Source organism: Rothia mucilaginosa, assembly GCF_001548235.1.
Classification (GTDB): Bacteria; Actinomycetota; Actinomycetes; order Actinomycetales; family Micrococcaceae; genus Rothia; species Rothia mucilaginosa_B.
Genome location: NZ_AP014938.1, coordinates 2,163,551 through 2,187,375 on the forward strand (window position 1 = coordinate 2,163,551; position 23,825 = coordinate 2,187,375).

Consider the following 23,825-nt stretch of genomic DNA (forward strand, 5'->3'; position numbering starts at 1 on the left):
CACCCCACACGCTAAGTAAGTGCCGCGGAACACACACGGTATGATGGAATCATGTCCACCGCAGCTCAGCTTTACATGACTCTTCACCGCCTCGCCACCGCCGCCGAGGCACCCGATACCGCAACCCGAACCCAGGGCATCAGCCGCAACGAGCTACTGACCCTGCTCGGTATTAGCACGCGCGCTAACGGCTCCCTCAGCGAGGCCCAGGAACGCGCCTTTGAACGAGCCAAGCAGACCCTGCGTGATGCCGGCGCGCGCATCACCCACGTGACCACGGATCTGGGGGAGCGCTACCGCCTCGAAACCAGCGACGCCGCTAAGCTACCCGCCTGGAACCCCACCGCCGAGGAGTTCCGCCTCATCAACACGATCCTGCGCGGCTGGGAAGGCACCGAACTGCAGGATGACGCCTACCGCATCCTGCGTAAGATTGCGCTCACGAGCGAGAACCTCACCGATGAGGCGCTCGCCGCCGCGAAGATTCAGGACCCGAAGACCGGCAAGCGTCAGCGCGCGAGGAACCTGCACACCTACCGTGAGCCCCTTCAGCGCATTTACTTTAGCGATAACCCGCACCTGAATGAGCTGTTTACCGCCTATGCGGAGCGTAAGACGGTCACGTTCACCTATCAGACGGCTGCCGGTGCGACCCGCCTGCAGGAGAAGGTCAGTGTTGCCGGTATTGGTTACCGTTACGGCACCTGGTACTTCGTCGGGTACTACACCGAGAGCGCGGCGCGTAAGGAGTACACGTTCCGCGCTAGCCGTATTCAGAAGCTCACGATGCTCTCACGTATTGATTCGACCCCCATCAATGCGACCTTCAACGCTAAGAACTGGCTTGAGGGCATTGAGGGCTACGAAGAGAGCCTGATTGTTGCCGAGGTCAGCGCCGATTCTACGCTTTCGGAGCCTTTCACTGTGCCCTCGTACGGCACGATTGATAGCGCTGTGGCGGCGACCAGCTACAGCTGCGTGATCGAGCCGCCCGCTGAATCCAACTCTGCCGATTCGGGTTCCGAGGCTGCTTCTTCTACCCGCCAGCGTGACAGCTATGCCGCCCAGCAGCAGCTCTTGCGCACCCTCACCGACCTGCACAGCGGAGCGGTTGAAGACCCCGGCACCTGGAGCAAAATCGGCCAGCGTAACCGTAATAACGTCCTTGATGCCCTCGTCGACCTGATCCTGGGTCTGCACCGTGCCGACCGCTGGGCGAGCGCCCACGATGAGGCGCCCATGCCGTTGAACCAGCTCAACGCCCTCTACAGCGTGGACACCGAGAAGAACCGCGAACTCGGCAAGACCATCATCCCCGAGATTTTCGCGCTGGTAGACAGCGTGCCTTTCGACTCTGACCCCAAGGACCCGGACGCGCTCAAGCCCACCTACATTAACCTGCTGCCGGACTTTGGCGGCGCCACCCCGCACACGCTGCTGGACTACGCGCGCCTCACCGACACCGAGCTCGCCATTCTCGTCTTTACTCTCTCTGCCGCAGATATTCTGCACCCGGCTGATGCGCGCCTGGGCAGTATCCGTGCGGCGCTCGCCGCCGCGTACCCGAATGCGCCCGTCTATGCGCAGCACCTGTGCTTCGCCCCGGAGGAGCCTCTGCTGCAGGAGGCGACCGCCGCTCTGAGCAGCGGTAACGCCGTGACCATTGGTTACGGTACCTCTGAGCGTGCCGCGGACCGTCTGGTGGACCCGTATGCGTTGGTGTTGCACCGCGACCACATGTATCTGCATGCGTGGTGCCGTACCGCTGAGGAACGCTACTATGCCGCGCGCGGTGAGCAGGTCCCCGAGTATGTACCCGCGCAGGTTCCCGAGGCTTTTGCGAACGAAACCACCGGCGAGGCGGCAGACAGCAAGACAGAGAGCAGCGAGGCGGGGGAGAAGACCCCCACGTTCTGGCGTAACTTCCGCCTCACCCGCATCAACCACATTCAGGAGGCGGGCGCGGGTCGTACCCACCCGGTTACCGGTGACACTGTCCCGCTGTGGCACGCACAGCAGCACAGCACTCAGACCAACCCCTTTGCTGAGTTGCGGATTCACCCGACTGAGCACATTCCCAGCGGTGAACCGCTCGATACTCTCACCGCAACGTACATGCGTCGAAGCACCCATCACGTGAAGAAGGCTTCACGCACCCAGTACGTGCGTATTCACTACTACAACAACGCCCACGGTGCTGGCGATAAGAACATCCTCGACACCGTCATCGCGCATCGAGGTGCCCTCGAACTCATCGGTCCGGCGCACCTGCGCGCGGCGCTGCTTGACCAGTTGCAAACCCTTAGGGCGAGCAGCCGCAGTGGTGCGCCCGCAGGTGTGCCCACTGTGCCCGCAGAAAAATAGAACTTCACCCACTAGCAAAAACACCCTAAAAACCCATCCAAGGGGCCAAAACATTAACCTAAAACTTGTATAATGGTGCTCATGTCTTGGTGGTTCTGGATTTTGCTATGGGGCGCGCTCATCATCTGCTCGCTCCTCTATTTGGCATGGTTCACCTACAAAGCACTCACTCGCGGTTTCACACTCCTTGACGAAACCGTAACCTGGGTCGAGTCAATCGAGGGACAATTCGACGCCGCGCAAGCGAACGCAAGCCGAAAACTCCCGCGAGACACCACCCTCGGGGTATTCACACCCATCACCGAGGCATACAATAACTACGAACAAGGTAAGCAGACACGCAGGTCTGAGCGGATCAAGCGACGGGTCTCCCGACGAGATCGACTCGGCCAACCTCAAAACATCGGAGACCTGCTCTAACCAGAAAGGCACACCATGGGCCAGATTTTCAGCCACCCCGCGACCATCATCGTCGTTATCCTCCTTATCGTCCTGCTCTTCGGCGCACCCAAGCTGCCCGGCATGGCACGCAGCCTCGGCCAGTCCATGCGCATCTTCAAGACCGAAGTTGAGGGTCTGAAGAACGACTCCAAGAAGGACCCCCGCGAGAAGGACGGCGAAGAGGTCGTCACCGCTGAGGTCGTAGACAACGGCAAGGACGGCAAGACCGAAACCAAGTAACGGTCCCGCCCCCAACGCACCAAACCCGTGCCAGCCCACCGGCCGGCACGGGTTTTGCGGCACCACCCCATAAACACCCCACCAGACCCCCTCAGCCGAATCACACACGGCACCGACACCCAGAGGACACCACGTGGCAACACCCGACCAGGACGTGCGCAACCGCAAAGTCAATCCTGAAGCACGCATGGAACTCAAGGAACACCTGCGCGAATTCCGCGACCGCTTCATCAAAGCGGCTATCGCAACCGTCATCGCAGCCATCATCGGTACGGTCTTCCTCTACCAGCCTTTCATCGAAATGATCTCTGTGCCCCTGCAGCAAATCAACGCAGAAACCGGCCGCAGAGCAAACCTGAACTTCGGTAGCGTCGCATCTCCTTTCGACCAGCTGCTTAAGGTCGGTATGTACATCGGCTTGGTGATCGCCTCTCCCGTCTGGCTTTACCAGGCGCTGCGATTCCTGCTGCCGGCACTGCACACCAAGGAGAAGAAGTATCTCTTCGGCTTCCTCACCGCATCTATTTTCGCGTTTGGTTGCGGTGTCGCCATTTCGTACTTCACCCTTCCCGGCGTGGTCTACGCGCTGCTGAAGTTCACCCCCGTCAACGACAGTAACTTCATTGACGCGGGCGTGTACATCTCCTTCATCCTGAAGTTCGTTGTTACGTTCTCCTGCGCGTTCATCATCCCGGTGATTCTGGTCGGCATTAACATGCTGGGCCTGATTCGCGGCACCACCATTTTGAAGTCTTGGCGTTGGGTTGTCGTGCTCGTTGCAGTGATTGCAGCGCTGACCGCACCCGGTAGCGACATCATGATGATGTTCGTGCTCATGGCGCCGTTGCTGATTTTCTTCTTCGCAGCAATCGGCATCTGCATGATTAACGACAAGCGCCGCGACCGCAAGCTTGCCAAGCTGGCGCAGGGTTCGGACGAGGAAAGCCTGAATACCGCAACCAGTAGCGAAGACCTGGCGAAGATGGGTTACTTCGACGAAGAGAAGACGTCCTAAATTGAATAGCTCGCTGTGAGCGAGGCAGCCGAAAAGGGGCGGGGTACAGAGAACCTGTATCCCGCCCCTTTCGCATGCCCGCACGTATGCCCGCACAGCGAACAGAAACCGGGCATCAGCAGAGCAGAAACCGCGCCGCTTTTGCACGCTACCGATGCGCTCGCTGTTCGCCCATACCGGATTAGTGCCCGTCCAGGATGCTTTCTGAAGGCTCGTAGCGGGCGAACCGTTACACTGGACATACTATGAGCAAGCACCACGCAGAGCACACATCCGACGCACACACCTCCAACGCTTCTAACGAGCAGATCCCGGCAGATAACGAGCAGACTCAGGCGGAGCGCACCGACTACGCTGCCGCATACGCCGCATCCCGAGAACGCGCCGCGTACGCGAAGACCGCCCTCGGGGCTTTTGAGGCGTCCCTTGATTTTCCGCTGGATGATTTTCAGCGTCAGGCGTGTGCCGCCGTGGAGGCGGACCGCTCCGTCCTCGTTGCCGCGCCCACCGGTGCCGGTAAGACCATCGTGGGTGAGTTTGGTATCTACCTGGCGCTACGCCGCGGCATGAAGGCGTTCTACACGACCCCCATTAAGGCGCTGAGCAACCAGAAGTACCATGACTTTGTGCGCGCGTACGGTGAGGATTACGTGGGTCTGCTGACCGGCGATACGAGCATTAACACGGAAGCACCCGTGGTCGTGATGACCACCGAGGTGCTGCGTAACATGCTCTACGCTAACTCGACCACGCTGACCGGTCTGGGTTATGTGGTGATGGATGAGGTGCACTACCTTGCGGATCGTTTCCGCGGCGCGGTGTGGGAAGAGGCGATTATTCACCTTCCCGAGCATGTGAACGTTATTTCTCTGTCGGCGACGGTGTCGAACGTTGAGGAGTTCGGCGCGTGGCTGGATACGGTGCGCGGCGGCACGGACATCATTGTTTCTGAGCACCGCCCGGTACCCCTGTGGCAGCACATGATGGTCGGTCACCGTGTGGTGGACCTGTTCGTACCCGAGGACAACTCCGCAAACGGTAAGAGCCAGGAGCCGGAGGAGAAGCTCTCCCGCAAGCAGGCGAAGAAGGCGCAGAAAGCTAAGCAGCGCGGCGCAACCGTGGAGGCGGGCGCTAACCCTCTACTTGCCGGTCTGCGTCTGAACCCGCAACTGAAGGCGCTACGCCCCGGCTTCCGTTCCGCACCGGGCCGTGGACGCTACGGCGGCAAGCGTGAGCGTTTCCGTCACCGCCGTGAGGGTTGGCTGAATGAGACGTTCAGCAGCGGCGAGCGCGGCCGCTCGGACCGTCGTGACCGTTTCAGCAATGATCGTTTCAGCAACGACCGGGACTTTGACGCGCGCGGTGAGCAGAAGCCCCTGCGCCCGCAACGTATCACCCGCCCGGAGATGGTGCGCGCCCTCGACAAGCAGGGCCTGCTACCGGCCATCTGCTTTATCTTCTCCCGTGCCGGTTGCGACGGCGCGGTCAGCCAGTGCGTATCCGCCGATATTACGCTGACCCCCCCCGAACAGCAGCAGACCATCCGCGCCTACATTGCTGAAGCGACAGCCCACCTGGACACCCGCGACCTGAACACCCTCGGCTACTACGAATGGCGCGACGGCCTGATCCGCGGTATCGCCGCGCACCACGCCGGCCTGCTACCCCTCTTCAAGGAGGTTGTAGAAACCCTCTTCGCGCAGGGCCTGATTAAGCTGGTCTTCGCCACCGAAACCCTCGCACTGGGCATCAACATGCCCGCACGCACCGTCATCCTAGAGAAACTCACCAAGTACAACGGTGAATCCCACGTAGACATCACCCCCGGCGAGTACACCCAGCTGACCGGACGCGCAGGCCGCCGCGGCATCGACATCGAAGGCCACGCCGTCGTCATGTGGCGCCCCGGCATGTCCCCAGAACACGTAGCAACCCTCGCCTCAACCCGCACCTACCCGCTCAACTCCTCATTCCGCCCCACCTACAACATGGCGGCAAACCTCATCGCCTCCTACGGCGCCGAACGCACCCGCAAAATCCTGGAATCCTCCTTCGCACAGTTCCAGGCAGACAAGTCGGTCGTGGGCGTCGCCTCCCGCGTACGCAAAAACGAAAACGCCCTCGAAGGCTACCGCGAAGCCATGGCCTGCCACCTCGGCGACTTCACCGAATACGTCCAGCTCAGCCGCCAAATCGCCGAACTGGAAAAGAAAGCCTCCAAGAGCAACGAACGCCACGCACGCGCGCAGGCACACCACACCATCCAGCAGCTACTACCCGGCGACATCATCTACATTCCGCACGGCCGCTCCCGCGGCTACGCAGTCGTCATCACCCGCTCCGACTCGCACGCCGACCCGCGCATCGGCATCGTCACCGAGGACGCGCACCAGCGCACCGCCTCAACCCGCGACTTCGAAGGCGCCGTCGAACCGGTCTCACGCATCAAAATCCCCAAGCACCTGAGCCTCAAAACCGCCAAGGAACGCCGCGACACCGCAAGCCGCATGCGCCAGGCACTCTACGACGGCCGCGCCCCGCGCGCGCTCGCACAGCAGAACATCCCTGCTCGTCAAAACAGCATTGACGCACAGCTGGAGGCTCTGCAGGCTCAGCTGCGTAACCACCCGTGCCACGGCTGCTCCGACCGTGCAAACCACATGCGTTGGGCTGAACGCTGGCAGAAGCTCAACTCAGAAACCGAAGGGTTGCGCCGTCAGATTGCCCGCCGCACCAACACGATCGCGCAGGTCTTCAACCGCATTGCGCGCCTGCTGGAGAGCTACGGCTACGTCGAACGCACCGAGGACGGCGAACTATCGCTGACCACCGGCGGTCAGGCGCTACGCCGCATCTACGGCGAGCGCGACCTACTGACCGCCCTGTGCCTGGACGCGCACTTCCTCGACGGACTGGAGCCCGCCGCCATCGCGGCAACCGTCGCCGCACTAACCTACCAGGGCAAGCGCGACGCGGTGGAATACCTGGCCCACTACCCGCACCCGTCCCTGCGCGCCCCCATTGCGACGATTACTCAGCGCCTCGCCGACCTGAACGCAGCCGAAGAACAATTCAAGGTCAACCCGACCCCCGCATGCGACTTCGGCCTGGTCGAACCCATGTACGCCTGGGCGAACGGCGCGCACCTCGCAAAGGCAATCGAGAACACCGGCCTTGCCGCCGGCGACTTCGTACGCTGGGCAAAGCAGGTACTGGACGCCCTAGACCAGATTGCGCACATCCGCTCGCTGGACCCGGTGATCCGCGCTCGCTGTGAAGAGGCGATTGAGGCGGTCCGCCGCGGCGTAGTCGCACTGGACGTCTAACCCGCGCCTTAGTGCGACACCGTGCATGGTGCTACACCGTGCTACATCGTATATAGTGTAACGCCATGCCCGGCCGGTTCGGACTACCACCCCCGCCACCGCGCACCGTTCCGCCTTATTCCGCCTTATTCCGCCTCATCTGAGGCATGTCATCTAAGGACGAACGAACTACCGCAGGCAGCGGGGGTGCTTCTATACTCAAATGAGACGCTCAGCTGCGCGGACACAAGCGAAGTGCCCGCCTACGTGTGCGCCCCAGCGCGCCTCAAAGGTGAAAGGATTCTAATGTCTACCCGTATTTTTGTAGATGGCAGCGTGTACAGCCCCGTCGACCCGTACGCAACCGCAATGCTGATCGAAGACGGTACCGTCCGCTGGGTTGGTTCCGATTCCGGCGCACGATCAATTGCCGACGAATCAGCCACCATCACCGAACTCGAAGGCGCCCTGCTCACCCCCGCCTTTGCGCGCGCACTAGCACCGGTAGCAGGCAAAGAAGCACCCGAAATCCTCGACTACCTGCAGGCATACCGCGCCGCCGGCTACCACACGCACACCCTACTCGCCGGCATGGAAGACGTACCCGACCTCGTCTCCGCACTCAGCTACTACAGCGCCGAACACGGCACACCCGACATCCGCCTCATCCTCAACGCCACCAGCGTAGAAACCGACGAACTCATCAGCGCCATCAAGGCACTACGCCCCCTCACCGAAGGCGAACGCGCCGTCAAGGGCCTGCAGCTGGTCGGCATCTTTGTCGCACCCGCCGAGGCGCCCGCAGCAGCACAGGTAGCCGAAGACGCCGCACTCCTGCTCTCCATCGATGCATCCACCGGCTTCACCACCGCAGCTGACGCCGCGCTCGCCGTACGCGAAAACCGCCCCTGGCTGCCCATCCGCCTCGACGCAGCCATCAGCACCCCCCAAGACCCCATCACCGACGAATACCTCACCAAACTGGCAGAAGCACGCATCAACCTCGGCCTGAGCGTCTGCGAACCCGAAGAAGACGAAGAAGCCAACGACACCGTCCAAGCACTCCTCGCACACGCCGGGGGAGAAGCACGCGAGTCAGTAGCCTCCGTAGCACGCCGCGCAAATGCAACCGGCACCTCCATCGCCCTGGGTTCCGACACCCAACTCTACGCACCCGGCGCCTGGTCCCTCATCCGCGAACTCATCAACGACGAACACGGCATCTCCGCACGCAGCGCCTTCGCCGCCCTCACCCGCGGCGTATACCGCCTAGCACACGAAGAAAACCCCTTCACCGGCCAGCTAACCCCCGACACCCCCGCATACGTGGCACAGTGGCGCGTCGAAGCCCTCATGGTCCAGGCACCCGACTCCCGCGTAGCATCCTGGAGCACTGACCCCCGCGCTCGCATTCCGTTGCTTCCGGTGTTGGATGAGGATTTGCCTCTGCCCGTTCTGGAATCTATTTACACTGCAAGTAACTAATTTTTTAGCTTGTCAACACCTTTTTAGGCTGTTTAGGGGCGGTAGAAGCCCCCGATGGTTCAGTTGCCTACACGTTTACCCGGTATACTGGATACCTACACTGCCTGTTTTATATACACCTGTGAGGGAGTAATATGCGCGTTCTAACTGTCATCCCGACGTATAACGAGAAGGAGAACCTGCCCATCGTGGTAGAGCGTCTTCGCAAGGCAGCTCCCGAGGTGGACATTCTCGTGGTGGATGATAACAGCCCCGATGGCACCGGCCAGATTGCTGACGAGCTGTCGGCTAAGGATTCCCAGATTCACGTTCTGCACCGCACCGTTAAGGACGGTCTGGGTGGCGCATACCTCGCTGGCTTCGATTGGGGCCTTGAGGCAGGCTACGACGTTCTGATTGAGATGGACGCTGACTGCTCGCACCAGCCTGAGCAGCTTCCTTCTCTGGTTCGTGCTGTGGAGGCGGGCGCTGACCTGGCTATTGGTTCGCGTTACGTTCCCGGCGGCAAGACCAAGAACTGGCCGGCTCACCGTCAGATTCTCTCTCGCGGCGCTAACCTGTACACCCGCCTGATTCTGGGCACCTCCATCAAGGACATTACCGCTGGTTTCCGTGCGTACCGCCGTGACGCCCTGCAGCGCCTGAACCTTGAGGGCATTGACTCGAAGGGTTACGTGTTCCAGGTTGATCTGGCGTGGCGTTCTGAGCAGGCTGGCCTGAACATTGTTGAGGTTCCGATTACCTTCGTTGAGCGTGAGATTGGCGCTTCGAAGATGGACGGCAACATTATCTTTGACTCCATGTCTAAGGTGACTCGCTGGGGTATGGCTAACCGCGTTCAGAAGCTGAAGAAGGCTCTGGGCAAGTAAGACTTCTTGCTAAGGTGCTTCTCGCACCTGATCTAAACGAAAGACCGGGGCGGATACATAGCGTATCCGCCCCGGTCTTTCGTGCTTTCTGTAGCGCCCTTTTCTGGCTCATGTACCGACCCTGGCTCACGTACCGAGAAAAGCCAGCACCAAACGAAGAAAGCCCGCTAAGAGCACAAGCGGCGCTTAGCGGGCCTTCTACAGCGTTTCTACGGCGCCTCTACGGTGCTTTTAGAGCGCGTAGTGCTTGCGGTAGTATTCCAGGCGGTCTTCCAGAGTCTTTTCCAGCTCTTCGATGCTGCGGCGTTCCATGAGCATATCCCAGTGGGTACGTGCGGGCTTCTCTTCTTCGGCGTCTGCGGTGGAGTCGCCGTTGACGAGGTATGCTTCCTTACCGGACTTTGCGGTCCATACCGAGGGGATTTCTGCTTCTGCCGCGAAGGTCACGAAAACGCGGTCACCGTCTGCGGTACGGTATTCGACGCGCTGGCGGGGCGCGGGCTGTACGTTCGATTCGGTTTCCATCGACTGGGAACCCAGGCGCATACCGCGCAGGCTACGATCGCTCATTTTTCCTCCAGTGTCGTCGGGTGCGCTCTTTGGCGCTTTAGGCATAACGTTGGGCGGGGGAGAGCTATTCCCTCGAACGTTTACAAAACATCCATTATATCGGTAATAGTCTCCGCCCGCCCAGCGTGGTGGTGTTTATTCGGCGTGATTTTTGGTGATTCACGCCTTTTATGCGTTAGATTTCGCGTTTAGCCGTTGATGCCGTAGCTTCCGGGTGCCTGCGGTGCGCTCTTGGGTGCCTGGGCAGCGGGCTTCTTCGGTGCGTCCGTAAGGTCGGATGCGGGCAGGGTGCCGAATGCGTTGCCCAGGCCGCGCAGTGCATCGCCGAGTTCGGTCGGGATGAACCAGAGCTTGTTGGCGTCGCCTTCGGCGAGCTTGGGCAGGGTCTGCAGGTACTGGTAGGTGAGCAGCTGCTGGCTGGGGTTGGATTCGTGGATTGCTGCGAAGACCTTCTGCACGGCTTCCGCTTCACCGTTTGCGCGCAGGATTGCGGACTGTGCGTCACCTTCTGCACGAAGGATCTGTGCCTGCTTTTCACCCTCTGCACGCAGGATGGCTGCGCGGGATTCGCCTTCTGCGGTCAGAATGTCGGACTGCTTCTGGCCTTCTGCGGTGAGGATTGCGGCGCGGCGGTCACGCTCTGCACGCATCTGCTTCTCCATGGAGTCCTGGATGGATGCCGGGGGCTGGATTTCCTTGATGTCCACGCGGGAGACGCGCAGGCCCCAGCGGCCGGTGGTGGAGTCGAGTACGCCTCGCAGTTCCGCGTTGATCTGGTCGCGGGAGGTGAGGGTCTGCTCCAGGTTCAGGCCACCGACGACGTTACGCAGGGTTGCGCTGGTCAGTTCGTCCACGGCGCGAATGTAGTTGGTGATTTCGTAGGTTGCGGCCTTAGGGTCGGTGACCTGGAAGTACACGACGGTGTCGATGCCGACCACGAGGTTATCTTCGGTAATCACGGACTGTGAGGGGAAGGAAACGACCTGTTCACGCAGGTCGATGAGGGGCAGCACGCGGTCAACTACGGGGATGACGATGTGCAGGCCGGGGTTGAGGACGGCGTGGAACTTACCCAGTCGTTCGACGATGCCGGCTCGTCCCTGCGGGATGACGCGCACGGTCTTTGCGAGCATCGTCAGCACGAAGAGGATGAGTAGGACCGTCAGAATAAGACTGATAGGCATTGTTTCTCCTTATCGGTGAGTTATATGGTGTGTGTTTTTGGGTATCTGAACCTGCTTCTAGGGCCGATATTCAGATGGGTCTTAGCGTGGTGGAATTAGCCGTGGGGGAGAGGCTCTACGATTGCGGTAGCGCCCTCAATGGCTCGCACCCTCGCGTGTGATCCTGCGGCGAGCGTTCCGGAGGCGGTGCGCGCCGTCCAGGTGTCGCCAGCCAGTACCACCAAACCGGTTTCACTAGTCACATCTTGAGTGACTCGCACCTCAGTACCAATGAGTGCTTCGGCATTAGTGACAGCTCCGGTGGCTGATTTATTGAGTTTCTTCAGCAGTGGCGGGCGCAGACCAAGAACCAGAATCACGCAGATTACCACGAAAATAACGGTTCGAATCAGCATGTTATCCACGAAGGGCGATATTGCTGCGGTGACGCCTGCGCTGATCGCCAGCATGAGAAAGAACAGGTCGAGGCTGAGCATTTCTATGACGGCGAAAACGAGAGCGAGTGCAACCCAGAGTGTCCAGGGTGTCTCAAAGAGCCAATCCACGAGTTTTCTCCTTTGGTGTACATCAACCGACGTGGTTGACGTTGGATCTGCACACGAGGCGACGACACCTTCGTGATGCGGGGTATATCCATTATTTCAGGTGGATTGAGTACAGGTGACGGTTCTGGTGACCGAGTGAGGTTAATACATGAACTGTTAAGACTTTATTTAGATATGGGGAATCTTGGGTTCATTCTAGACCTCCCTAAAAAGCCGATAATATACATTATGTAAAGTAGACCTATTTTTCACTACCCCACCGGTGCTTTCTACGCTCTAGCTGGCACGGGTCAAACTGCGCTCCTCGTGGTGCGACTGGTGCGACTGCACTGTTCCATCCGTGGCTCTGCGCTCCGCGCGCCTCGCACCGTTCTCTACGCTCAGCCACGCGCTCACATGCCCCGAGCCTTCGGGCTCCTCAACGCCTCCCATTAAACGACAAACACCCGAGACGAGCTCACACCGTTCGGTGCGCTCCATCTCGGGTGCCTATCATCAGCTACTGGGTTTCTTTATTCTGCGTGCTTGGAGCTGAACTCTACCCATGCGTTGAGCACGCGCTCTGCTGCACCGGATGCAATAGATTCGCGTGCATCAGCCAAAGCCTGAGTGAAGCGGGTCTCAAAGCTCTCGCCGTTGGTCGGGCGGTACGCCACCAGGCCAGCCGCAGCATTGATGAGCACGGCGTCGTGAATGGCGCGTAGCGGGCTCTTCGGGGACTCGCCCTCCCCCGCCAAAATTGCACGGAAAACGCCCGCATTGTACTCGGCGTCGCCGCCACGCAACTGCTCCAGCGGTGCGTTCTGCAGACCGTACTCGGTCGGGTCAAAACGGTACTCGGTCAGTTCGCCGTCTACAGCCTCCCACAGGCGGCTCGTGGTGGCAATAGTCAGCTCATCCAGGCCGTCATCACCGCGGAAAATCAGGGCGTGATCGCCGCGCTCAGCGAAGACGTGAGCCATCTTCTCAGCCATGACCGGATTAGCAACGCCGATAGCCGAGGACTTCACGCGAGCCGGGTTCGTCATGGGACCCAGGTAGTTGAACGCGGTCGGAATGCCCAGCAGGCGGCGGGTCGGGCCCACGTGGCGCATTGCCGGGTGGAAGGTCATCGCAAACAGGAACGTGATGCCGGTCTCGCGAGCGCATTCGGCGACTGCGGGAATGGGCATGTCGAGGCGGATTCCGAGGGCTTCGAGGACGTCTGCGGAGCCGGATTTGGAGGTGGAGGCGCGGTTGCCGTGCTTGACGACGGTGGCGCCGGTGCCTGCGATGACGAGGGCTGCCATGGTGGAGATGTTGACGGTGTTTTGTTGGTCACCGCCGGTGCCGACGATGTCTACGGCGTGGGGGTCGATGTCGACGGTTTCGGCTTTGGCAATCATTCCGGCTGCGAGTGCGCCGAGTTCTTCGGGGGTTTCGCCTTTGGAGTGGAGGGCGGTGAGGAAGGACGCGAGGATCGGCTGTTCGGTTTGGCCGGTCATGATTTGGTCCATTGCCCAGGCGACTTCGGTGTCGGTGAGGTTTTGGTGTTTGACGAGCTGGTTGAGGATGTATTTCCAGGTGATTTCGTGCGTAGTCATGTGTTAAGTGTAAAACCCCCGCCGCGTATCTGCATGGTTGGGTGCAGTATGCGAGACGGGGGTTTATTAGGCGTGTTGCGCTTTAGTGGCGCGTGGTGGCGGTTTAGTGGAAGGAGTCACCGCATGCGCAGGAGCCAGCTGCGTTGGGGTTGTCGATGGAGAAGCCCTGCTTTTCGATGGTGTCTTCGAAGTCGATGGTGGAGCCATCGAGGTAAGGCGCGCTCATCTTGTCGACGATGACTTCTACGCCGTCGAAGTTGCGGACTGCGTCGCCGTCGAGGACGCGCTCGTCGAAGTAGAGCTGGTAGATGAGGCCGGAGCAGCCGCCGGGCTGGACGGCGATGCGCAGGCGCAGGTCGGTGCGACCTTCCTGCTCGAGGAGGGTGCGGACCTTGGTCTGTGCTACTTCGGTGAGGTTGACGCCGTGGGTCGGCAGTTCGATGATGGTTTCACTCATTGGTGTTGTCCTTTTGTTTTGTTGGTTGCCCGTGTGCGCCGCGTGTGGGTGCATATGGGTGTTTTAGCCTTCACGATACGCCCCTGAGTGTTTGATGCACAACCTAGGGTGTGCATAGTTCGCCGGGGGCGTGAGTGTTGGTGTGGGGGCTTGACATGTAATTCTGCTTCTAGGATACCGAAAAAGTGGGGGTTGGGGTTTGTGACCCTTCTCCCCCACTTTTCGCCTCCTTTTTCTGCCCTGTGTTTTGTGGGCTGGTTTGGAGAGCGCGCTCTGCGCCGCTATTTCTAGTGAACGCGGTTAGCGAGCGCCGAGTGCGCTGAGCAGTAGCGCCTCCGCGAGGATTGCGTTCTTGAAGTCCGGGATGTAGAGGGACTCGTTGGCGCTGTGTGCGCGGGTGTCGGGGTCTTCTACGCCGGTGACGAGGATCTGTGCCTGGGGGAAGAGGTCCTTCAGGTCGGAGATGAACGGGATGGAGCCGCCCATGCCGGTCTGTACGGGTTCGAGGCCCCAGGCGGCGCGCATTGCGTCGAGGGCGGTTTGTGCGCCGTCTGCGTCGACTTCGGTGGCGAAGGGCATACCGGAGTCGACGGCGGTGTAGTTCGCCTGTGCGCCGTGGGGTGCGTGTGCCTTGATGTGTTCGGCGAGTGCGCGGTGTGCGTTTTCGGGGTTGTCGCCGGGTGCGAGGCGGGTGCTGATGCGTGCGCGGGATACGACGGCGAGGGTGTTGGAGGAGGTGGCGATGGAGGGGATGTCCATGCCGATGACGGAGATTGCCGGCTGGGTCCACAGGCGGGAGGCAACGCTACCGGTGCCTGCCAGGGGTACGGTGTCGAGGATGCCGGAGTCGTTGCGGAAGTCTGCTTCGGCGTATTCGAGTTCGGGTTCGGGTGCGCGGTGCAGGCCTTCGACGGCTACGGCGCCGGTGGCGTCGTGCAGGGTGGCGATGAGCTGTGCCATGAGGGTGTGAGCGTCGAGCATGGGGCCGCCGAACATGCCGGAGTGGATGGCGTGGCTGCCGACGCGTACTTCGATGTCGCCGGATGCGACGCCGCGCAGGCTGGTGGTCAGTGCGGGTACGCCGGCGCGCCAGTTGGCGGAGTCTGCGACGACAATGTAGTCGGCGGACAGTTCTTCACGGTAGGTGTTGAGGAAGGAGACGAAGGAGGGCGAGCCTGCCTCTTCTTCACCCTCGATGAAGAGCTTCACGCCGAGCTTGAAGTCTTTGCCGAGAGTCTCGTTGAGGGCTGCGAGCGCGGCGAGGTGCACGAGGATGCCTGCCTTGTCGTCTGCTGCGCCGCGGCCGTAGAGGCGGTCGCCCTTGCGGGTTGCGATGAAGGGGTCGGTGTCCCACAGGTCGAGGTTGCCGGCGGGCTGTACGTCGTGGTGGGCGTAGAGCAGGATGGTCGGGTAGCCTTCTGCGGCGGGGCGGGAGGCGATGACGGCGGGCATGCCCTGCTTTTCGGTGCCGTCTGCGGTGGTGTAGGTGGCGCGTTCGATGCGTACGTTGTTGAAGCCTGCCTTGGTTGCGAGCGCGGCGACTGCCTCGGCGCTGCGGTCTACCTGGGTGAGGTCGTGCGATTCCCAGGCGATGGAGGGGATGGCGACGAGCTCGGTGAGGGTCTGCAGGGTTGCTTCGAAGTTTTTGGTGACGGCGGCGCTGAGGGCGCTGTGGTGGGTGAATTCAGTAGTCATGTTTCTACCTTACCCCCACCTTGACCCTGCCTTGGCCTCAACCGCCGGGTGGTTGGGTTCGTTTCAGTTGCTGGTGTGGGCTTGTGGGGGCGGGTTTGGTGTGTGCCGTTCGGGTATGATGGGAGGGTGTTTGGTCGTAAGAAAGAGAAGGCTGAAGCGGAAGCTGTTCAGCCGCAGGTTGTAGAGGAGCCTCAGGCTCCGGTTAATCCGAAGTTCACCCCGAAGAAGGGCCGTCCTACTCCTTCGCGTAAGGAGCAGCAGGCGGCTCGTCGTCAGCCTCTGGTTGTTAATGACCGTAAGGAGGCGAAGGCGCGTGAACGTGAGGCGATGGCGAAGGCTCGTGAGCGTCAGAATGATGCGTTGATGGGTGGCGATCAGCGTTACCTGCCCGCCGTGGACCGTGGTGCGCAGCGCCGTTATATCCGTGACTACATTGATGCGCGCCGTAACCTTGGCGATTTCATGCTGGCTATTCTGCTGGTTCTGCTCATTGGTGGCTGGATTGCTCAGGGTGTTTCTGGTACATCTTCTGCGGCGGCGCCGATTTATTACGGTTCCGTGTACGCAATGTATGCGCTGATGATTCTGTGGGTTGTTGACTACTTCATTTTGTGGCGCAGCCTGAAGAAGAAGCTGATTGCGAAGTTCGGCGAGGTTCAGCGTGGTTCTGGCATGTATGCGTTTAACCGTGTGATGATGATTCGTCGTATGCGCCGCCCGGTTCCGATGGTGAAGTACGGCGAGTACCCGCACTAAGTCGTGAGTGCCTTGTAGGTGCTTGGGGAGAGGTCCTGAAGGTTCAGGCCTCTCCCCTATTTTTATGTTCTTACGCGAAAAGCCACATGTGTTTCGAAAAGCTACTTCTTTAGTGGCTTTTCGAAACACATGTGGCTTCTGGATATATGTATTGCGGTTAGAGACCGGTACGGTTAGGCGTCGATTTGGGAGTAGAGAATCTGCCATGTGCCGTCGCGGTGTTCGAGGGCGAATTTGTAGATTTCTTCTTCCTTGTCACTGCTCCAGGTTTCTTGGCGGCCGTCGGGTTCCACCTCGGTGTGTTTGTCCCATTCGTGGCTGGTTTTCAGGTAGTAGGTTCGGCCGTCGTCACTCCAGGGTATGCCTTCGGGTTCGAAGTGTTCGATGCCATCGATGACCCATCCGCCGCGCTGGTAGAGCGCTTCTATTTCGCGATAGATTTTGAGTTCTCCATCGTTTGAGGTGGAGAGGAATTCGCGTGCTTTGCTGTAGTCGCCGGTTTGAACGCCGTAGTTGACCCACTGGTTCCAGGCGTCCATGGTTTTGAGGATGCCCTCCGGAGTCTTTGCGCGGTATCCGTTTTCGGGGGCGGTGGGTTTGGGGACGTTCTGGGCGGGGCCTTTGGCGTCTGCTTTGCGGTATTCGCCGTTACTTGCGTTGTTGCCGGCGCTACTGCCTGAGCTGCTGCTGGTGGCAGCATTGGATGCGCCGGAGGCTGTGGAGCCGTCTCCTGCAGTTGTGATGTCGTGCGGCACGCAGGCGGCAAGTAGGGTGCTGAGGCTGATGAGGGTGCCTCCGGTCAGCATTGAGCGGCGGTTCAGCATGTTGGGTTTCATGGTTGGTCCTCCACATCGTTGTAGTGCATGGTCTCCCGCTTATCTCCATTATGCGCGAGCGCGCACTGGGAGCCTGTCATTGCTCCTGACCTTCGGGCGTGTGGCGGTCTATCTTGTGGAAAGATTACGAGGGCTTCACTTTGGTTGTTGCTTCAATCAGCCACCGCCTCATTATTTGCCTGCACGCCACATGCAGCAAGCAGGGCGGATGCACCAAAGAAAGTAACGCCACTCAACAATGCGCGGCGACTCAACACATCAGAATCCTGCAGGAACTTTTTCATGATTACTTATCCACACTTTCGTAGCCCATAATTTCCCATTTCTGACCGTTATGCTTCAGCTCAAATTTGAAAGTATCGTCAGTTTTGTCATCATTGGTCCAGCTAACCCAGCTCCCATCAGACTCAACAAAAATCTCACGATCCCATTCGCGATAGGCTTTCCAGAAGTAGGTTTCTCCGTCTTCTGACCAGGGATTTCCATCGGCTAGAAAATGGTCAATTCCACCAATGATCCATCCGCCGCTTTGATAAAGCTTTTCTGCATCTTCATACTCTTCTAGTTCACGTTTGAAATTTGGCGAAATAAACTTGCGAGCCATCGAGTAATCGCCAGTTTGAGTACCGTAATTACCCCACAAAATCCAGGCATCCATCGTCTTACGGAGACCTTCTAAAGACTTCTCGTTGTAGCCCTCTTCGGGCGCGGTGGGCTTGGGCACATTCTGTGCATTGCCATACTTATCCGCAGGGCGGTACTCCCCATCGGGTGCCTTTGATCCGCCCGAGTAGCCGCGGACAGTAGACGGGGTGGCGGAGGGAGAATTAGCGGTAGCTACCGCAGATGCCGAAGCAGTCTCGCTCGGCATAGCGGAGGCTGCATCGGTTGCGGTCGAAGAAGCGCTCGCCTCATTATTTGCCTGCTGACCACACGCCGCAAGCAGGGCACCCAGGCCCACAAGCGCGCCGCTGCCCAGTAGGGTACGGCGATGAATTTGGGTGCAGTAAAGGAAGGTACGAGGCTCCATAAGGGCGCGCTCCTATCGTCGGTGATGGGGTGTATGCACTTGTCAGGCTGGTAAAAAATGGTCGTTACTTGACCACCGGAAGAACCCAGCCTCGCAGCGTACCCAGCAGGTGCAACAATGCACCACGAGACGCTACATATAAAACACTACCGCATATTTACAGTCATTTGCTTTGCAATGAGTGTAATAGCAACAAATCATCACTATTCGAACAATTCAATGCTTTATACGTCAAATAACTATGTATGTCCAGAAGCCACATGTGTTTCGAGAAGCTACTTCTTTAGTGGCTTTTCGGCGGAATAGAGGGCACACAAAAGGGGGCACCGCCTCCACCCCCAACGGGTAGAGAACGGTGCCCCCTTTCAGCACGCCAAGTCAGCGCGCAGAGTCAGCACGCCGGGGAGCATAAAGCCCCCTGCCTGTACACCTTTTAGCGGCGAGCGCGGCGCAGCTTCACCAGGCCACGGTTAATGTGTGCCGCCCAGAGCGGACCCTCATACAGGAACGCGGTGTAGCCCTGCACCAGGTCAGCGCCAGCATCCAGGCGCTCCTGCACATCCTCAGCGGTGGTCACGCCACCAACGGAGATGATGGCGAGGTCGTCGCCGATTTCACGCTTGAGCAGGCGCAGCACCTCAAGGGAGCGGGGCTTCAGCGGCGCACCGGAGAGGCCGCCGGCACCGATTTCCTTGACCTTGGTCATGTCGCTGGTCAGGCCCAGGCCGTCGCGGGCGATGGTGGTGTTGGTGGCGATAATGCCGTCCAGCTTCAGTTCTTTCGCCAGGGCTGCCACCTCGATAACGTCCTCGTCGACCAGGTCCGGCGCGATCTTCACGGTCAGCGGTACGTGGCGGTTGGGGCATACGCGGTCTGCCTCTTCACGCACGGCGGCAAGCAGCGGGCGCAGCGACTCGATAGCCTGCAGGGTGCGCAGACCCGGAGTGTTCGGGGAGGAGACGTTGACGACCAGGTAGTCTGCCTGCGGTGCCAGGGTGCGGGTAGAGATCAGGTAGTCCTCGATAGCGTTTTCGAGCTCAACAACCTTGGTCTTGCCGATGTTCACGCCAATGACGGGGCGTACGGCGCCGCGGTATTCGGTTTCGAGGTCTGCGCGGGCGGCGGCAACGCGCGGGCCTGCCGCTGCGGCACCGTCGTTGTTGAAGCCCATGCGGTTGATGACTGCCTTATCTTCCACGAGGCGGAAGAGGCGCGGCTGCGGGTTGCCGGGCTGCGCCTGACCGGTGATGGTACCGATCTCGACGTGGCCGAAGCCGATACCAGCCAGCGCGGCAATGCCCTTACCGCCCTTGTCGAAGCCTGCAGCCAGGCCGAACGGCGAGGGGAAAGTAATGCCCATGACGGTGGTTGCCAGTTCGGGTGCGGGCTGGAAGTACTTGCGCAGCGCGCGGGTGATGCCGACGTTGCGCAGGGTCTGAACGCCCCAGAAGCCGACGTGGTGTGCCTTCTCGGGGTCCATGCCCTTGAAGAAGATGTTGAAGAAGGTCGGGTAGATGCGCATTTGTTCTCCCTAGTGTTGGAGGGTGTGGGTGGTTTATGGGGCTACGAGCCGGGCGTGCAGGGTCTGTATGCCAGGGGCTACTTGTCGTTGGCGACAGCGTCAACAGCGCCACCGTAGCGGCGGTCGCGGCGCGCGTACTCTTCGACAGCTTCCCAGAGGGTGCGGCGGTCAACGTCGGGCCAGAGCACGTTCATGAAAATCATCTCGGCGTAGGCGCTCTGCCAGAGCAAAAAGTTCGAGATGCGCTGCTCGCCGGAGGAACGCAGGAACAGGTCAACGTCGGGCAGATCGGGCTCGTCCAGGTACTTCTGGATGGTCTTTTCGGTAATGTTGCCGGGCTTGAGCTTGCCCGCCACAGCGTCCGCCGCGATAGCTGCCGCCGCGTCGGCAATTTCTGCGCGGCCGCCGTAGTTCACGCACATGGTGAGGGTGCAGACGGTGTTGTCAATGGTTTCGCGCTCGCAGTGTTCAAGCTCTTCGATGACATTCTTCCACAGCTTGGGTCGACGGCCAGCCCAGCGGATGCGCACACCCCAGGTCTTGAGGGTTTCCAGCTGGCGCTGCAGCACCTCGGTAGAGAAACGCATAATGAACGCAACTTCGCTGGGTGAGCGCTTCCAGTTTTCGGTGGAGAACGCGTAGGCGGTCACGTACGGGATGCCCATTTCGATAGCGCCCGCAACAACGTCCAGCAGTGCCGCTTCACCGGCGCGGTGGCCCTCAGTGCGGGGCAGGCCGCGTTCGTTTGCCCAGCGGCCGTTACCGTCCATGACGACGGCGACGTGCTGCGGAATGAACTTCTTCGGGATCGGCGGCGGGGTTGCCCCGGTAGGGTGTGCGGGCGGGGGTACGGGCTGGGTGCGTGCCATGTGTGCCTTTCTTCCCTGGCGGGTTCTCCCCCGGGGTCGTTTGCCTGGATGTGCGCCAGATATAAACCTGGCGTGCTGTTAGCTATTTTACCGTGATACAGCGCGCATGGGCGGGTGCTTCGGGGGTTATTTTGCGCCCTGGTTGACGCATGATTGAAGCACCGGCGTGCATCTAACTATGCGGGCGGTTCTTTACTGCGCCGGTTTTACGGTGCAGGGATCTCTGCTTCAAGGGCGCTCGCCGTTTTGAGGGGGTGTTCGAGCAGGTTCTGGGTGGTTTTCAGGTAGAGTCCCAGAATTTTGGAGGCAACCGGCACCGATGCTGCATCAATAGTCACCCAGGCGCGCGGATCCGCCGATGCGGTAGCGAGCGCATAGCCGAGCTCTTCGGCACGCAGACCGGTCAGGGGTGTGTCGGTGGCGGGTGCGCATTGGGGGCAGAGGATGGTGTGGTGCCCGTAGGTGTGGGCGGTGTGGAAGGCAATGTACCTGCCGCTTCCACCTGTAGTGCCGGGAGTGCTAGTGTCTGCGCCGTTATCGCCCCGGTGGTCTGCATTCACGAGCGGGTTACCGCATCGGGTGCAATTCTCGCCGATGAGCGGCCAGCCGGCGGCGTTCATGCTGCGCGCCAGGTAGCGGGTTAGAATCCTCTGCGGCACATGCTGCCCGCGCGCAAGCGCGGCAAGCGCCCCGTGGGTCAGGGTGTAAATATCGGAGGTGCTGTCGGTGTCTTTGGTGAGAGTTTCCGCCAGTTCGGCAATGGTGGAGGCGCACGTGTACGCATCGTAGTTCGCCATGATCGGTGCCGTGTAGGCGTGCAGGGTTGCCGCCTGGGTGATGGTGTGCAGGTTGGTTCTGCCACGGCTGAAGGACAGGTCGGTGTGCATGAACGGTTCGAGTCGCCCACCGAACTTGGAGGTGGGTTTGCGTACGGCCTTAGCGACGGCGTGGGTGATTCCGCCGTCGCGGGTGAGCATGATGATGATGCGGTCGGTTTCGCCGAGTTTTTGGGTGCGGAGGATGAGGGCGGCATCGCGCCAGGTGCGGGGTTCGCTCACGGGTGTCTCCGTTCTCGGTACATGCTCGGTGGGTATCGGGTGGGCAGGTTTTCGGCGGGCGCTCTATAGGCGTTGCCCTCAGTAGACGCTTGGTAAGCGTTGAGGGCAAGAGCTGCGCGGGGGTGCGGCTACGGTGTTGCGGGTACGGTTCGACCCCTGCCTCGTTACCCCGCGTAGGGGGTACCGGTCAGGGGTCGGTCCGTAACGTATGGGCGAGGCGCTATTTAGTCCTCGTACTCGATATCGTCGTCGTCTTCATCTTCTTCGTCATCGAGCAGTTCGTCGAGGTCATCCTCGTCTTCATCACCGTAAACACTCAGGGGGGTGACCTCGTTGTAGGCTTCGAAGAGGGAATCTTCGTAGGCCTCGAAGGCGTTGGCGATTTCTACGTACGCCTCATCGACGGCGGGGTCGTGCTCGCCGGTTCGGTTTACGACGGCGGTCAGGTGCGCCTCCAGCGCGTCAAGGAGGCGGGTGAGTTCGGTGCGAGGATCAATGCTCATGCCATTATTCTACTACCTACGCGCCTATGGTGTGCGCCGGGCGGTCATACGGCGGTTTAAACGCGCAACTATGAACGGGCGCGGCGCATCAAGCACCTCATAGAAAACATCTCACAGACACAGCGAACCCGCCGTCCCCCGAATTCCCCACTCCTCAAGGGAGCAGGTGCCGGGTGCGGCGGGTTCTTCTGTCGGTTAGCTCAGCTTGACGTTGCGCCTACTGAATGTTTGCTTCTTACGGGTCATAAACCCGAGAGAATGAGAAGCCGGGTTTTTAGAAGCCCAGGGAAGCTGCGGATGCGCGGATTGCCTCAGCGGATGCCTTCAGCTGTGCCAGCTCAGCCTCGTTCATGGGGACCTCGAGCACGCGCTGGATGCCCTCGCGGTTCACGATGGTGGGCAGGGACAGTGCAACGTCCTTGAAGCCGTACAGCTCGCCTGCAATGGTGGTGGAGACGGGCAGCACTGCGTTCTGGCCGCCGAGGAATGCCTCAGCGATACGTGCACCGGAGATACCGATTGCGTAGTTGGTGGAACCCTTGCCCTCGATGACCTTGTACGCTGCGCGCATAGCTTCGGTTGCCAGTTCTTCACGGACCTCTTCGGTGAAGACGAGCTTGCCGTCCTGCTCCCACTCGGTCAGGGGAACCATGCCGATGTTTGCTGCGGACCAGACGGGGAACTCGGAGTCGCCGTGCTCGCCGACAACGTTTGCGTGAACGCTCTTGATGGAGACGCCAGCCTTGTTAGCGATCAGCCAACGCAGGCGGGAGGAGTCCAGAACGGTACCGGAGGACAGCACGCGGTTTGCGGGCAGGCCGGTGATCTTCTGGGCAACGATGGTGAGAACGTCACAGGGGTTGGTGACGAGCATGATGATTGCGTTGGGTGCTACGGACAGGATGTTCGGCAGCAGCTTCTCGAGGATTGCGACGTTTGCGCCTGCCAGCTCGAGGCGGGGCTGGCCGGGCTTCTGGCGAGCACCAGCGGTGATGATGACCATGTCGCAGTCGCGCAACAGTTCGATGTCGTCGCCACCGGTTACGGTTGCTTCGTGTGCGAACATTGCGCCGTGTGCGATGTCCAGTGCTTCAGCGTGTGCGCGCTTGCCGTCGATGTCGTACAGGACGATTTCGTCTGCGGAGCCGCGGACCATAGCTGCGTATGCGGTTGCGCTACCGACGCCGCCTGCACCGATGACGCCGAGCTTGGTGGGGTTGTTGACACCGTTCATTGCTGTATGCCCTCTTTCGTGAGAGTTATCCGTGTGGTGCGAGAGGATTCTCGCGGGGTTTATGAGGAAGCGGGTGTGTGCCTCGGGGGTGAATTTCCTGAGCGTGGGCGTTCTTCCCGGTGGGCTCGCTCCGTTACTTTCTATTATGCCGCAGATTTTGCGTTTTGTGTTGGGTTATTTTGCTTTTTTCGATGGGTGCTGGTGACTTTATGGGCTATGAGGGGTGTTTTTCACTCATAAAACCAAATAATGACGTTCTGACCT

21 protein-coding genes are annotated in these 23,825 nt (G+C 60.2%); 7 read left to right on the plus strand and 14 right to left on the minus strand.

Annotated features, from left to right (window positions below):
• The first annotated feature begins 51 nt into the window (after positions 1 to 51).
• The 6 genes from RM6536_RS08430 (at position 52) to RM6536_RS08460 (ending at position 9,719) form a co-directional block, all read left to right on the plus strand.
• Positions 52 to 2,364, plus strand: coding sequence for a WYL domain-containing protein (locus RM6536_RS08430; RefSeq protein ID WP_060824788.1), 2,313 nt, complete (start codon positions 52 to 54; stop codon positions 2,362 to 2,364).
• 435 nt (positions 2,365 to 2,799) lie between these two features.
• Entirely contained in the window at positions 2,800 to 3,045 is a 246-nt protein-coding gene (gene tatA / locus RM6536_RS08440) for a Sec-independent protein translocase subunit TatA (RefSeq protein WP_005506024.1), read from the plus strand.
• 133 nt (positions 3,046 to 3,178) lie between these two features.
• Positions 3,179 to 4,060 (plus strand): twin-arginine translocase subunit TatC, encoded by an 882-nt coding sequence (tatC, locus tag RM6536_RS08445; protein ID WP_060824789.1) that lies wholly within the window; start codon positions 3,179 to 3,181, stop codon positions 4,058 to 4,060.
• Positions 4,061 to 4,305: 245 nt separating this feature from the next.
• Positions 4,306 to 7,386 (plus strand): DEAD/DEAH box helicase, encoded by a 3,081-nt coding sequence (locus RM6536_RS08450; RefSeq protein ID WP_171840186.1) that lies wholly within the window; start codon positions 4,306 to 4,308, stop codon positions 7,384 to 7,386.
• Between the two features lie 285 nt (positions 7,387 to 7,671).
• Complete coding sequence (locus tag RM6536_RS08455; RefSeq protein WP_060824790.1) at positions 7,672 to 8,850, plus strand: hypothetical protein; 1,179 nt, start codon at positions 7,672 to 7,674, stop codon at positions 8,848 to 8,850.
• Positions 8,851 to 8,984: 134 nt separating this feature from the next.
• A complete protein-coding gene (locus RM6536_RS08460) occupies positions 8,985 to 9,719 on the plus strand; it encodes a polyprenol monophosphomannose synthase (RefSeq protein WP_060824791.1) in 735 nt (244 codons plus the stop codon).
• Between the two features lie 231 nt (positions 9,720 to 9,950).
• Here RM6536_RS08460 and RM6536_RS08465 read toward each other — a convergent pair whose 3' ends face one another.
• The 6 genes from RM6536_RS08465 to RM6536_RS08490 form a co-directional block, all read right to left on the minus strand.
• The gene (locus RM6536_RS08465) at positions 9,951 to 10,289 is read right to left on the minus strand and encodes an RNA polymerase-binding protein RbpA (RefSeq protein ID WP_005506034.1); all 339 of its coding nucleotides are present in this window, start codon (positions 10,287 to 10,289) and stop codon (positions 9,951 to 9,953) included.
• A 188-nt stretch (positions 10,290 to 10,477) separates the two neighbouring features.
• Positions 10,478 to 11,473 carry an SPFH domain-containing protein gene (locus RM6536_RS08470; protein WP_060824792.1) on the minus strand — a complete coding sequence of 332 codons (996 nt, stop codon included), beginning with the start codon at positions 11,471 to 11,473 and terminating at the stop codon, positions 10,478 to 10,480.
• Positions 11,474 to 11,568: 95 nt separating this feature from the next.
• Complete coding sequence (locus tag RM6536_RS08475; protein ID WP_060824793.1) at positions 11,569 to 12,018, minus strand: NfeD family protein; 450 nt, start codon at positions 12,016 to 12,018, stop codon at positions 11,569 to 11,571.
• Between the two features lie 512 nt (positions 12,019 to 12,530).
• Positions 12,531 to 13,601, minus strand: coding sequence for an anthranilate phosphoribosyltransferase (gene trpD, locus RM6536_RS08480; protein ID WP_060824794.1), 1,071 nt, complete (start codon positions 13,599 to 13,601; stop codon positions 12,531 to 12,533).
• A gap of 103 nt (positions 13,602 to 13,704) precedes the next feature.
• A complete protein-coding gene (locus RM6536_RS08485) occupies positions 13,705 to 14,058 on the minus strand; it encodes a HesB/IscA family protein (protein WP_060824795.1) in 354 nt (117 codons plus the stop codon).
• A gap of 300 nt (positions 14,059 to 14,358) precedes the next feature.
• Positions 14,359 to 15,753, minus strand: a complete 1,395-nt coding sequence (locus tag RM6536_RS08490; RefSeq protein WP_060824796.1) for a M20/M25/M40 family metallo-hydrolase — start codon at positions 15,751 to 15,753, stop codon at positions 14,359 to 14,361.
• A gap of 126 nt (positions 15,754 to 15,879) precedes the next feature.
• Between RM6536_RS08490 and RM6536_RS08495 the strand changes: the two genes are divergently transcribed.
• A complete protein-coding gene (locus RM6536_RS08495) occupies positions 15,880 to 16,509 on the plus strand; it encodes a DUF3043 domain-containing protein (RefSeq protein WP_060824797.1) in 630 nt (209 codons plus the stop codon).
• A gap of 173 nt (positions 16,510 to 16,682) precedes the next feature.
• Here RM6536_RS08495 and RM6536_RS08500 read toward each other — a convergent pair whose 3' ends face one another.
• From RM6536_RS08500 to RM6536_RS08530, 8 genes are all read right to left on the minus strand, one after another.
• Positions 16,683 to 17,345, minus strand: a complete 663-nt coding sequence (locus RM6536_RS08500; RefSeq protein WP_060824798.1) for a DUF6318 family protein — start codon at positions 17,343 to 17,345, stop codon at positions 16,683 to 16,685.
• A 152-nt stretch (positions 17,346 to 17,497) separates the two neighbouring features.
• Positions 17,498 to 17,629, minus strand: a complete 132-nt coding sequence (locus RM6536_RS09185) for a hypothetical protein (protein WP_269453485.1) — start codon at positions 17,627 to 17,629, stop codon at positions 17,498 to 17,500.
• Positions 17,630 to 17,631: 2 nt separating this feature from the next.
• Positions 17,632 to 18,375: a DUF6318 family protein gene (locus RM6536_RS08505; RefSeq protein WP_060824799.1), complete on the minus strand. Its 744-nt coding sequence runs from the start codon at positions 18,373 to 18,375 to the stop codon at positions 17,632 to 17,634.
• A 433-nt stretch (positions 18,376 to 18,808) separates the two neighbouring features.
• Entirely contained in the window at positions 18,809 to 19,897 is a 1,089-nt protein-coding gene (locus RM6536_RS08510; RefSeq protein ID WP_049341239.1) for a quinone-dependent dihydroorotate dehydrogenase, read from the minus strand.
• Positions 19,898 to 19,974: 77 nt separating this feature from the next.
• Positions 19,975 to 20,766: an isoprenyl transferase gene (locus tag RM6536_RS08515; protein ID WP_049349629.1), complete on the minus strand. Its 792-nt coding sequence runs from the start codon at positions 20,764 to 20,766 to the stop codon at positions 19,975 to 19,977.
• A gap of 206 nt (positions 20,767 to 20,972) precedes the next feature.
• Positions 20,973 to 21,824 (minus strand): DNA repair protein RecO, encoded by an 852-nt coding sequence (gene recO / locus RM6536_RS08520; RefSeq protein ID WP_060824800.1) that lies wholly within the window; start codon positions 21,822 to 21,824, stop codon positions 20,973 to 20,975.
• A gap of 224 nt (positions 21,825 to 22,048) precedes the next feature.
• Positions 22,049 to 22,327, minus strand: a complete 279-nt coding sequence (locus RM6536_RS09105; RefSeq protein WP_060824801.1) for a hypothetical protein — start codon at positions 22,325 to 22,327, stop codon at positions 22,049 to 22,051.
• Between the two features lie 274 nt (positions 22,328 to 22,601).
• A complete protein-coding gene (locus tag RM6536_RS08530) occupies positions 22,602 to 23,561 on the minus strand; it encodes an L-lactate dehydrogenase (protein ID WP_060824802.1) in 960 nt (319 codons plus the stop codon).
• Positions 23,562 to 23,825 lie beyond the last annotated feature (264 nt).

What these genes read in the sequence shown, in the direction of transcription:
- RM6536_RS08430 (WP_060824788.1), top strand. Translation starts at nt 52, where the DNA reads ATGTCCACCGCAGCTCAGCTTTACATGACTCTTCACCGCCTCGCCACC.
- tatA (WP_005506024.1), top strand. Translation starts at nt 2,800, where the DNA reads ATGGGCCAGATTTTCAGCCACCCCGCGACCATCATCGTCGTTATCCTC.
- RM6536_RS08450 (WP_171840186.1), top strand. Translation starts at nt 4,306, where the DNA reads ATGAGCAAGCACCACGCAGAGCACACATCCGACGCACACACCTCCAAC.
- RM6536_RS08455 (WP_060824790.1), top strand. Translation starts at nt 7,672, where the DNA reads ATGTCTACCCGTATTTTTGTAGATGGCAGCGTGTACAGCCCCGTCGAC.
- RM6536_RS08460 (WP_060824791.1), top strand. Translation starts at nt 8,985, where the DNA reads ATGCGCGTTCTAACTGTCATCCCGACGTATAACGAGAAGGAGAACCTG.
- RM6536_RS08465 (WP_005506034.1), bottom strand. Translation starts at nt 10,289, where the DNA reads ATGAGCGATCGTAGCCTGCGCGGTATGCGCCTGGGTTCCCAGTCGATG.
- RM6536_RS08470 (WP_060824792.1), bottom strand. Translation starts at nt 11,473, where the DNA reads ATGCCTATCAGTCTTATTCTGACGGTCCTACTCATCCTCTTCGTGCTG.
- trpD (WP_060824794.1), bottom strand. Translation starts at nt 13,601, where the DNA reads ATGACTACGCACGAAATCACCTGGAAATACATCCTCAACCAGCTCGTC.
- RM6536_RS08485 (WP_060824795.1), bottom strand. Translation starts at nt 14,058, where the DNA reads ATGAGTGAAACCATCATCGAACTGCCGACCCACGGCGTCAACCTCACC.
- RM6536_RS08490 (WP_060824796.1), bottom strand. Translation starts at nt 15,753, where the DNA reads ATGACTACTGAATTCACCCACCACAGCGCCCTCAGCGCCGCCGTCACC.
- RM6536_RS08500 (WP_060824798.1), bottom strand. Translation starts at nt 17,345, where the DNA reads ATGAAACCCAACATGCTGAACCGCCGCTCAATGCTGACCGGAGGCACC.
- RM6536_RS09185 (WP_269453485.1), bottom strand. Translation starts at nt 17,629, where the DNA reads ATGAAAAAGTTCCTGCAGGATTCTGATGTGTTGAGTCGCCGCGCATTG.
- RM6536_RS08505 (WP_060824799.1), bottom strand. Translation starts at nt 18,375, where the DNA reads ATGGAGCCTCGTACCTTCCTTTACTGCACCCAAATTCATCGCCGTACC.
- RM6536_RS08510 (WP_049341239.1), bottom strand. Translation starts at nt 19,897, where the DNA reads ATGCGCATCTACCCGACCTTCTTCAACATCTTCTTCAAGGGCATGGAC.
- RM6536_RS08515 (WP_049349629.1), bottom strand. Translation starts at nt 20,766, where the DNA reads ATGGCACGCACCCAGCCCGTACCCCCGCCCGCACACCCTACCGGGGCA.
- RM6536_RS09105 (WP_060824801.1), bottom strand. Translation starts at nt 22,327, where the DNA reads ATGAGCATTGATCCTCGCACCGAACTCACCCGCCTCCTTGACGCGCTG.
- RM6536_RS08530 (WP_060824802.1), bottom strand. Translation starts at nt 23,561, where the DNA reads ATGAACGGTGTCAACAACCCCACCAAGCTCGGCGTCATCGGTGCAGGC.